Source organism: Pusillimonas sp. (genome assembly GCF_029263785.1).
Lineage (GTDB): Bacteria > Pseudomonadota > Gammaproteobacteria > Burkholderiales > Burkholderiaceae_B > Pusillimonas.
Genome location: NZ_JAJUFE010000072.1, coordinates 1 through 10315, shown reverse-complemented (window position 1 = coordinate 10315; position 10315 = coordinate 1). Strand labels below are relative to the sequence as shown.

Annotated in this window: 10 protein-coding genes; 4 read left to right on the top strand and 6 right to left on the bottom strand. The window is 57.5% G+C overall.

All coding sequences use genetic code 11. The features are described 5' to 3' along the window. Nucleotides 1–156 precede the first annotated feature (156 nt). From Q1J88_RS12200 to Q1J88_RS12175, 6 genes are all read right to left on the bottom strand, one after another. A complete protein-coding gene (locus tag Q1J88_RS12200) occupies nt 157–1221 on the bottom strand; it encodes a maleylacetate reductase (RefSeq protein WP_301117995.1) in 1065 nt (354 codons plus the stop codon). 68 nt (nt 1222–1289) lie between these two features. After that, nucleotides 1290–2948 (bottom strand): FAD-dependent oxidoreductase, encoded by a 1659-nt coding sequence (locus Q1J88_RS12195; RefSeq protein WP_301117994.1) that lies wholly within the window; start codon nt 2946–2948, stop codon nt 1290–1292. Nucleotides 2949–3276: 328 nt separating this feature from the next. Continuing rightward, on the bottom strand, nt 3277–3792 hold the full coding sequence (locus Q1J88_RS12190) for a helix-turn-helix domain-containing protein (RefSeq protein WP_301117993.1): 516 nt from the start codon (nt 3790–3792) through the stop codon (nt 3277–3279). 9 nt (nt 3793–3801) lie between these two features. Then, nucleotides 3802–4446, bottom strand: a complete 645-nt coding sequence (locus Q1J88_RS12185) for a nuclear transport factor 2 family protein (protein ID WP_301117991.1) — start codon at nt 4444–4446, stop codon at nt 3802–3804. 217 nt (nt 4447–4663) lie between these two features. After that, nucleotides 4664–5830 carry an ABC transporter substrate-binding protein gene (locus Q1J88_RS12180; protein WP_301117990.1) on the bottom strand — a complete coding sequence of 389 codons (1167 nt, stop codon included), beginning with the start codon at nt 5828–5830 and terminating at the stop codon, nt 4664–4666. 339 nt (nt 5831–6169) lie between these two features. Further along, nucleotides 6170–6508 (bottom strand): hypothetical protein, encoded by a 339-nt coding sequence (locus tag Q1J88_RS12175; RefSeq protein ID WP_301117989.1) that lies wholly within the window; start codon nt 6506–6508, stop codon nt 6170–6172. A gap of 198 nt (nt 6509–6706) precedes the next feature. Between Q1J88_RS12175 and ggt the strand changes: the two genes are divergently transcribed. The 4 genes from ggt to Q1J88_RS12155 all read left to right on the top strand — a co-directional run. Continuing rightward, on the top strand, nt 6707–8452 hold the full coding sequence (gene ggt / locus Q1J88_RS12170; protein ID WP_301117988.1) for a gamma-glutamyltransferase: 1746 nt from the start codon (nt 6707–6709) through the stop codon (nt 8450–8452). Nucleotides 8453–8570: 118 nt separating this feature from the next. Beyond that, nucleotides 8571–9311: an amino acid ABC transporter permease gene (locus Q1J88_RS12165; RefSeq protein WP_301117987.1), complete on the top strand. Its 741-nt coding sequence runs from the start codon at nt 8571–8573 to the stop codon at nt 9309–9311. A 10-nt stretch (nt 9312–9321) separates the two neighbouring features. Continuing rightward, nucleotides 9322–10011 carry an ABC transporter permease subunit gene (locus tag Q1J88_RS12160; protein ID WP_301117986.1) on the top strand — a complete coding sequence of 230 codons (690 nt, stop codon included), beginning with the start codon at nt 9322–9324 and terminating at the stop codon, nt 10009–10011. A 16-nt stretch (nt 10012–10027) separates the two neighbouring features. After that, the coding region (locus Q1J88_RS12155; protein ID WP_301117985.1) for an ATP-binding cassette domain-containing protein at nt 10028–10315 on the top strand (288 nt) is incomplete at its 3' end.

Sequence of the window (10315 nt, the reverse complement as noted above, 5' to 3'; positions counted from 1 at the left end):
GCGCATTTGACGAGCAGCCTCGGCAAAGCTTTGAGTGCGAGCAACCAGGGTGAAAGTTTCTATGTTTTTTAGCAGCGCCATGGGGGCAGACCTGTCGATACCGCTGGAACTGCCGCTCATGGTAGCATCGCCTCGCGCCGGGTGGGCGTAATTGACTCAGGCTTGCGGGGGCTCGCCTGCCCAGGCCCGTCGAATCAGTGCGCGGATATCCTTATCGGTTAACGGTCGCGGATTCCAATAAGGGTTTTTGAGCGCCAGCTCGACGGCTTTATCTATGCCTGACTCGGGCATGCCTATGTCCTTTAGTGCGCGCGGCGCTTTTACCCGTTCTGCAAGCAGCCATAAGCCGTCGGCCACATGGTCTGCCTTGAGTGCGCGAGCGGCACGATGCATGGCTTCGGGCGCTTCGGGGGCATTGTAGGCAGCAGTGTGAGGCAACATGATGGCATGGGTTTCGGCGTGGGGCAGATCGAATGTGCCACCCAGTACATGGCACAGCTTGTGGTGCAGGGCCATGCCTGCGGAGCCCAGGCAAATGCCGCAAAGCCAGGCCCCGTATTGCGCCCTGGAACGCGCCTCACGATTCTGCGGATTGGCGACAACGGCAGGCAATGACTGCCCCAATGCGGCGATGCCTTCTTCGGCCATCAGTGAAATAATGGGGTTGCGGTCTTGAGCATACAGTGCCTCGACCGCATGCGCCATGGCGTTCAGGCCACTGGTTGCCGATAGTGCTGCCGGCAGGGTAAGCGTCAGTGAGACATCATAGATAACGGTCTTGGGCAATACGACCGCATCACGAAGCGTGGTTTTGACACCGTTTTCGGTCTGTCCAAGTATGGGTGTCATCTCGGAGCCGGCATACGTGGTGGGCACGGCAATTTGGGGTAGACCGGTTCGCAGGGCGATGGCCTTGCCCAAGCCGATCGTCGATCCGCCACCAAGGGCAACCACGCAATCAGCTTTTACATCAGTGAGGTACTGCATGGCTTTTTCGGTGACCTCGACCGGGGTATGCATGGTTGCTTCGCTGAATACCCCCACGCATGTGTCGCCCAGAATGCCCGCCACCTGTTGCGCCCATATTGCCTGTGGCGGCGTGCTCAGTACCAAGGCCCTGGAGGCACCGAGCCTGGCGATTTCTTCGGGAAGGACAGCCATTTTTCCGTCTCCGAAAATGACCCGGGTCGGCAAGGCTTCGTAGATGAATTCGCGTTTCATGATTGTCTCTTGTTGTAGGCGAAATTGTGACTGTCCATAAAGTTTACTCGCGGCGCTCGAGCGCGTCTTTATTTCTGAGGTAACGATTTATGCAGCAGCGTGCGAAGAACCGCGTCGGCATTGGCGCATGTATCGCCTCGCCACGCCACAATCTGGTCAGGCCGGATCAACGCATAATCGGCTTCGTACAGGTTGTGAGCCTGCGGCACGTGGATGACGGTAAGGTCTATGTCGTGCTTTCGGGCCGCCTCGACGAAGGGAAGCGCCGCAGTGTCGGCACCGGTGCAAAGCACGGTCCATTCAAAACCAAATGCGTCGTATAGCGACCGGTTTTCGTCCAGCCACAGGTGCGGCGGCCGACCTCCTGGGCACGCTGTGGCCGTATAGCTGTTGGCGCTGTCGGGGGGCGGTGTTGTGCCATCTGAAATAATGGCGCAAGAGCCGTCATAGCGTCCGCCAAATGTAATGCCGGGAATATTGAACTCGGCGCGGCCATGTGCATTCATATGCTCGCCCGCCACCTTGCGCGCTGCTTCGCCTGCCGGGCTGTCGTCTTCAATTTCGGGCGCGGGGACGAACAGGCCGAGGGAATCTGCAAAGCTTCGCGCGTAGCCGGTGTTTCGAATGGCCAGTGGCTTGCGTTCGGCTTCGTAGGTGTCCAGCAACGTTGGATGTGCTTGTCCTTTTAATACGGCGGCCAGCTTCCACCCAAGGTTGACGGCGTCCTCGACGGCCGTGTTGTATCCGAGGCCGCCCGTGGGCGTAAATAAATGTGCGGCGTCTCCGCCGATAAACACGCGACCTTTTTGCATGCCATTGGATACCAGGGCATGACCGGCTGTCCAGGTGCAGTGCGACAGGACTTCTACGGGAATGTCGGCGCCGACACCTTCGCGGAACATGCGGCGCGCGTCATCGTCGGTAAGTGTACGTTCGTCTTCGCCTTCTTTTAACTGGGTATGGAAGGCAAATTCGCCCTTGCCGTCTACAGTGGCCATGAAGGCGCGCCGCTGCGGATTGACGCAAACGTTCATCCAGGCCGGAGCATGTGGTACCACCTTGTAGAACTCGGGAGCGCGTGCATATACCGCGTACATGCGGCCGCCCATGAAATCGCGCTTGACACCCGTTTCGCCGGTGTAATGAAAGCCAAGTTGTTCGCGCGTGCGACTGCGCGGACCATCGGCGCCGACCATGTAATCGGCTTCAATACGATGCCGGCGGCCGTTTTCAAGACACTCAACATCAATGACGACCTTGCTGCCAGTGTCTGTGAAGGCCTTCATGCGCCAGCCATAGTTGATGCTGATGCCCGGCAACTTTTGCGCGTGCTCGCGTAATACCTGCTCTACAAATTTTTGCGAGACACGGTGCGGAAGCTCGGCCGCGCTCCACGAGCCTGATAACGAGTGAATGCGCTTTTTGGCTTCGGCAGCCGAGGGCAGGCTGAAGCGCGCCAGTTCATATTTGGAATAGCGTGTGAAGTAGGCGATGTCGGTAGGAAAGTCCGAGGGCAGACCCAGATCGCGTATCTCAGATGCAAAGCCCAGTCTTCGGAAGTGCTCCATGGTGCGCGCCTGGGTAGCGTTGGCCTGAGGATTGAATGCGGTGCTGGGCTTGTCGTCGAACAGAACGGCACGGATGCCGCGCCGCCCCAGTTCGTTGGCAAGCATCAGGCCGCAAGGACCGCCTCCGATAATGACGACTGGAACCTGGTCTGGAAGCATGTAAGCATCTCCGAAGTTGAAGCAATTTGATTAATAGTAAGGATGCCTGACTAAATTGTCAATTGGCGACGAAGCCCGCTTTATCAGGGGAGTCTGCAAGTGATTGTTGTCCTGGGCGCTGCAGAAGAGCTGCAACCCTCAGACGGACGGCCGGAACGATACGGCGTCTATCGGTAGACGATTCGAGTGGCGTTGCGCTGAAGGTTGCACGCAGGTGCAGCGCCTGCTTTTACGATGGCGGCGTTGTATGGGTTTACCAGGACGATGTCGTACGGGTTTACTACGACGATGTCGTATGGATTTACTACGACGATGTCGTATGGATTTACTACGACGACGTTGTATAGGCCTTCAAGGATTCCTTCAGGGCCTTGTAGCGCGCGTGACCCAATTCAGTGGCCATTTGTTCTTCGGCATGACGCAGCGCCGCCCCGAATGCCTCCAGCCAGTCAAGCCCCGCCTGCGTGAAAGTGACTATTTTGGCGCGTCCATCGGCCGGATCAGGCTTGCGCTGGACAATACCGCCGGCTTCCAGCTGATTGATGAGCTCGCTGATGGATTGTTTGGTGATGCCGGCGCGTCGGGCCAGTTCGGTGGCGCGGGTTCCCGCAAGGTCGAGATTACGGGTTACGGTAATGTGGCTGAGCGAGAAGCCGTGATAGCCGGCTTCTTCCATCTGACGAAGAATGTTGCTTTCGAAACGCGCAATGGCTTCATTCAACAGGCGACCAATGTTCTCGCGGCGCCAGGACGGGTCGGCTGCATGTGGCCGGGCTGAAGACGCCGGAGCCGACCCGGTAGCGACTCTGGCTGCGCCTTGCTTTTTCTTCTGGGTGCTGGACATGGGCTGATGCTAGATACCACTGGGTACCGGAGGTTCGTCGAACGCCGAGTCGGCGCCATCGAGCCACTTTTGACCGCGCTGGTACAAGGCCTCAACGATCGGCCCGGTCAGCTCTGGCATATCGGGCTTGATTTTGAAGCCCAGCCGGGATTGGAGATAGGCCAGATGGCGGTAGCCATGCGGAAACTGCTGCAGCAGGTGCTGATCAAGGTCGAGTGTCGCGCCGGGATCAAGCAGATCCATGCGGTCTTTTTCATAAATGGGTTGACGCCGGACAATACGCCATTCGTCCTTGCCGTCAATAAGGCGCTGCTCGAAAAAATCATAAAAGCGGCCGGTGCACAGCACGTCAACTCGCTGCCCGTCGACATCTGCACGCTGGCTGATGGTCATTTTTGTCTGGGCAATGGCGCGTTTGCCTTGCACATCGATACTGGTTCCGCCCAAGAAATGCAGAATCGATACCCCTTTTTCAAAGCCGGCACGGCTGACCTCGATGAACTGTGCAGCGGGGCCTTGAAACCAGGTTGCAGACATCCATCCGTCGTCGTGCCAGACGGTTGCGAAGCGATCCCAAAAGCCGGCGTCGCGCCAAATGGCCCAATTTTGTACAACCTCTGCAATTTCCAGCTTGCTCTTGAAATCCTGATCCATGCGAGAACTCCGTTAGTGAAACCAAGCACTGGATTATGCTACATCATTGGCGCAAATGGCTTGGCCTGTACACCATAACTTGGTGGTAAGCCATGGGAAAAACGCCTGGGAAGGAAGTATGAATGGGATATGAATGCGTCGCGCCGGATGGGCGAGCAGCGCACCAGCCGGCGGGAGGAAGGCTCGGGTCGGCATGCGACCCGAGCGAAGTGCCCAATTACAGGCCGGGGTCTTTTACGTCTTTGAACGTTTCGAACTCGACGTTGTAGATCTCGCCGTCGATCATTTCAGAGCGACGGATATACACGTTTTGCACGATGTCGCGGGTTTCGGGGTCGATTGAGATCGGACCGCGCGGGCTGGTCCAGCTCATGCCCTTCATGGCTTCGATAAGCTGATCGCCGGTGGCGTTGGCACCTGCTTTCTCGAGCGCGGCGTAAATCAGGTGCATGCCGTCGTAACCACCCACCGACATGAAGTTGGGCCGCATGTTGTTGGATGCTTTGCGGAAGGCCTCGACGTATTTCTTGTTTTCGGGGGAGTCGTGCGCAGCCGAATAGTGCTGGGCGGTAACGATGTCGAGCGCCTCGGGGCCCATGCTGGGAAGCAGGTCGTCGTCGAGGACGTCGCCAGTACCGATCAGCTTGATACCGGCATCTTTGAGGCCTTTTTCAAGGAACTGCTTCATCAAGGCAGTGCCTGCGCCTGATGGCACGAAAATAAAGACTGCATCGGGCTTGCTGTCTTTGACGCGCTGCAAGAAGGGGGCGAAGTCAGGGTTCTGCAGGGGAACACGCAGGGATTCGACGATTTCACCGCCGTTTTTGGTGTATTCCTTGACGAAGACCTTTTCGGAATCGTGCCCCGGGCCGTAATCAGAGATGAGGGTGGTGACGCGCTTGATACCAGAATCGGGGCGAGCCGCCCACTGCGCCATGGGGGTGACGATCTGCGGCACAGTTTGCGAGGTGCGCACGATGTAGGGAGACTTTTCCATGATGGACGACGTGGCGGCGGCCATGACGACCATCGGAGTCTTGGACTGGGTGGCCACGGGCGCGGCAGCAAATGCCAATGGTGTCAGGCCAAAGCCTGCCAGCACGTTGACCTTTTCCTGTACAACCAGTTCTTGTGCCAGGCGACGCGTGATTTCGGGGGCCAGGCCCGTGTCGTCTTTGAGAATGACCTGGATTTTGCGACCCGCCACGGTATCGCCGTGTTGTTGCATATACAGTTTGACGGCGGTGTCGATTTGCTTGCCGGTAGAGGCGAACGGCCCGGTCATGGGCAGAATCAAACCGATCTTGAATGGCTCGGCGGCGTGGGCAGTAGCTGCCACGGCCAGCAAACCGGTTGCAAGCACGGTTTTTAAAATGCGCTTCATATTGTCTTCTCCAAAGTGGGACTGGGTTTTTGCCGACCTGACCGCGTCCAGGCGGATTGTTGCTTTTGAATATTTTTTCAATATTAGCAACGTATGGGCACAAAAGAAATTGGCGCGCGACAGGATCTTTGGAAGTTTGTCACATTCAGTACACTTTGTCTTTAGGTGAAGGCCCTAGGTACACGGCAGTTTTCAGGCATGAAAAACGGCTTGCCCTAGATGTAGCAAGCCGTCTGAAGCTTATTTCCAAAGTGGGGCACCAAGCATCCGCAATCGAAAATTGCGTGCTCCCCTGCCTTTTTTTCAGTGTACTGATTTGGTCTGGCGCCGTTGCGCATTTCAGTGACGGTGACGGTGGTGCTTGGGACCCTTATGATGATGACGCTTGTGGACGTGGCGATGGGGCGGCCCATTGTAGTGATTGCGTCCGCGGTTCCAGTCCCGGCGGTGGTAGCGGGGTTCTTCGGTCAGGATATTGCCCAGCAGGCCCCCTGCTGCTGCGCCACCAATGGTGTATAGCGGGTCTCCTTGCGAGATGACAGCGCCGGCGGCGGCACCCAGGCCCGCACCGATAAGCGTGTTGTCGGTCTTGCGATCGCGAGCTGTCGCGCAGCCGGCCATGGCGAACGCCAGCGTTCCGATGGCGGCCAGTTTGACGAGGTTGAGCGGCTTGTTCATGTGATGTGCTCCATTTGCCTAAGTGATGAGTCAAGCGTAGCCAGCGGTCCGCGACGCGGCAAGTCTCATATCGCGTTTTGCAGCCGACTGAAACTTTTGAAGCATTGGTGGGTGTTTTCAGTAACTTTTTTGTTTCGAACGCCCATGTTGATGTCACAGTTGGTACAGTTCGTGAGTACCTAAAAAGGATGGAACACGATGCAGGTCTTGGGCAAATGGGTAACCGCCGCGCTGGCTGCGGTGCTGGCCACGTCGCTGGGCGCACAGCCGCTGCCCCCGCAGCACCTCAATCCCGAGGGCGGAAGCGGCTATACAGAAAAATCGCTGGTTCGCGCAGAACATTTCATGGTGGTAACCGCGAACCCCTTGGCTACCCAAGCCGGTTATCAAATGCTCGAGAAAGGTGGCAGCGCCATGGATGCGGCCATCGCGGCCCAACTTGTCCTGAACCTCACCGAGCCCCAGTCGTCGGGAATCGGCGGTGGAGGGTTCGCTGTGTATTACCGTCAGGCTGACGGCAGTTTGACCACGTATGACGGTCGTGAAACTGCTCCCGGGGCGGCAAGGGCGGACCGCTTCCTGCGCGATGGAAGGCCTCTTCCATTTGGCGAGCTGGTGAACAGCGGCATATCGGTTGGTGTGCCTGGTCTGGTTCGCATGATGGAGCTTGCTCACCGACATGAGGGAAAGCTTCCGTGGGCGGAGTTATTCGAACCTGCTATACAGATTGCCGAAAACGGGTTTGCCGTCTCGCACCGGCTTCACACAATGCTTGCCCGGAGCCGATCGCTGGCCAGGCAGCCTGCGGCGGCCGCGTATTATCTTGACCCCAACGGCGAGCCTTGGCCGGTGGGCCACATATTGAAGAACCCCGAGTTTGCCGAGGTTCTTCGAGAGATTGCAGGGCATGGAGCCGACGCTTTCTATACGGGGGAGATCGCTCGCGACATCGTGGCTGCCGTAAACAATCACAGCAGGCCGGGTGATCTGGCTCTGGCTGATTTGTCCAGCTATGAGGCCAAAGAGCGCAGGGCAGTGTGCGCCGGCTACCGCGAGTACGAAGTATGCGGCATGCCGCCACCCAGTTCGGGAGTTGTGGGGCTGCTGCAGATGCTGGGAATTCTGGAGCAGTTTCCGATGAGCAGTTATGGACCTACCAGCGCGCAGGCGGTTCATTATTTCTCGGAGGCGGGACGCCTGGCATTTGCGGACCGGGACTATTATCTTGCCGACCCTGACTTTGTGGATGTCCCGGTCGAGGCGCTGCTTGACCGTGATTACCTCAAAGCTCGCGCCGGGCTGATCAACGCCGAAACCAGCATGGGCGTGGCGCCCCCGGGTGATCCCGTCTCGCGTCTGCCTGAACTGGGTCGGGATAATGCGCTGGAGCTCCCCTCGACGACCCATATCGTGGCTGCAGATCGCGAAGGGAATGTGCTGTCCATGACCACCAGTGTCGAGTCGGCCTTCGGAAGCAAGATTTTTGTGCGCGGTTTCTTGCTGAACAATCAACTGACGGATTTCTCGCTGCTGCCTGCCGATCAAGAAGGCAGGCCGGTTGCCAATCGGGTTGAGCCCGACAAGCGGCCCCGAAGCACGATGGCTCCGGTAATTGTGTTAAAGGATGAAAAGCCGTTCTTGGCGGTGGGGTCGCCAGGGGGAAGCGCGATCATGAATTACGTCGCCAAGGCATTGGTCGGTGTCATTGACTGGGGCCTGGATATTCAACAAGCCATTGCCCTGCCCAATTATGGCAGCCGGAATCGCGAAACCGAACTCGAGCGTGGCACAGAGCTTGAGCAACTGGTACAGCCTTTACGACGAATGGGCCACCAGGTGAGTGTTCACGAGTTCCCGAGCGGTTTGCATGGGATCGTGATTGACGACGGTCGCTTGTGGGCGGGCGCTGATCCTCGCCGCGAAGGGGTTGCCATGGGTCGGTGATGCTGTTGCGATAGGCCTGGATATTGCGCCGCAGCGAGTATCGAATTTCTAAAAAAGAGTCATGCTGTGGTCGGTGAATAAAATCGGATGCGAGACATCCCGCTAAATTGGCTTGAACATGAACTACAACTGGAACTGGATGGTTTTTTGGGAAGCGTCGCCAGACGGCTCGGGAACCTATCTCTACACATTGATCCGTGGCGTGTACTGGACGCTAGGTGCTTCAGCCGCAGCGTGGGTCATTGCGCTGATATTCGGCATAGCAGTGGGGGTGCTGCGCACGAGTCGTATCAAATGGGTAGAGCGCCTTTGTGCAGCCTATGTCGAGCTGTTTCGCAACATCCCGCTCTTGGTGCAGATCTTTCTCTGGTATTTCGTGATGCCCGAGATTGTGCCCGCAGCGTTGGGCGACATGATCAAGTCGGCCGACCCGACCTGGAGCACGTTCTGGACTGCAGTAATTGCCCTGGGTCTGTTTACCTCCGCGCGCATTGCGGAGCAGATTCGCGCCGGCATCGAGTCTTTGCCGCGCGGACAAGAAATGGCCGCAACGGCACTGGGGCTGACGCGGCCACAAACGTACCGCCATGTGCTCCTGCCCATGACAGCACGCATCATCATGCCTCCGCTGGCTTCCGAGGCGCTGAACCTGATCAAGAATTCTTCGGTGGCCTTTACTATCGGCCTTCTGGAGCTGACCGGTGCCGCGCGTGCCATGCAAGAGTTCACGTTCCAGATCTTTGAATCGTTCGCGGCCGCCACAGTGCTGTATGTGATCATCAATATTCTGGTAGTGGCCGGCATGCGCCATATCGAGAAGCGCATGCAGGTACCCGGGTACCTGGGCGCGGCCAGGTAAAGGGCGTGGCATGACAGAGTTCGATTTCGAAACCATTGTCCGTACGGCGCCCTACGTAATCCAGGTGGGGCTGGTGTTTACACTGAAGCTCACGCTGTTGTCCACCGCGGGTGCCATCGTGCTGGGCACCTTGCTGGCCTTGATGCGCCTGTCTTCCAATCGCCTCGTCTCGGGCCTGGCCGGAAGCTATGTAAACCTTATGCGCGCTTTGCCGTTGATCCTGATTATTTTTTGGTTTTATTTTTTGGTGCCCTATATAGTGGGCTGGGTGACGCAGGCCGGGCAGCCCGTGCCTGTGGGCGGGTTTACCTCGGCGCTGATCACCTTTATTTTGTTTGAAGCCGCCTACTTTTGCGAAATCATGCGGGCCGGGATTCAGTCGATTCCCAGCGGCCAAGCCGCAGCCGCTTATGCACTGGGACTCAATTACTGGCAGGTCATGAGAAAAATCGTGTTACCCCAAGCCTTTCGTAACATGACACCATTGCTCCTGACGCAAATGATCGTGTTGTTTCAGGACACGTCCCTGGTGTATGTGCTGTCGCTCACCGACTTCCTGGGGGCTGCCAATAATGTGGCGCAGCGCGATGGCCGTCTGGTAGAAATGTTTGTGTTTGCCGCCGTGGTCTATTTCATTATCTCGTACACCGCGTCCCGTCTCGTCAGAGTCGTCGAGCGACGCATGGCTATCGCTCGTTAGGCGCAAGGAGTTTACCGTGATTGAATTCAAGAACGTCAGTAAATGGTACGGCTCGTTTCAGGTCCTGAAGAACTGCTCGACGTCGGTGCAGAAGGGCGAGGTGGTGGTGGTTTGCGGACCATCCGGCTCGGGGAAATCCACGTTGATAAAAACTGCCAATGCCCTCGAGCCGTTTCAGGAAGGCGAAATCTGGGTAAATGGCGTGTCCGTCGGAGCTCGCGATACCAACCTGCCCAAACTGCGCTCGCAAATAGGCATGGTGTTCCAGCATTTTGAATTGTTCCCGCACCTGTCAGTGATGGAG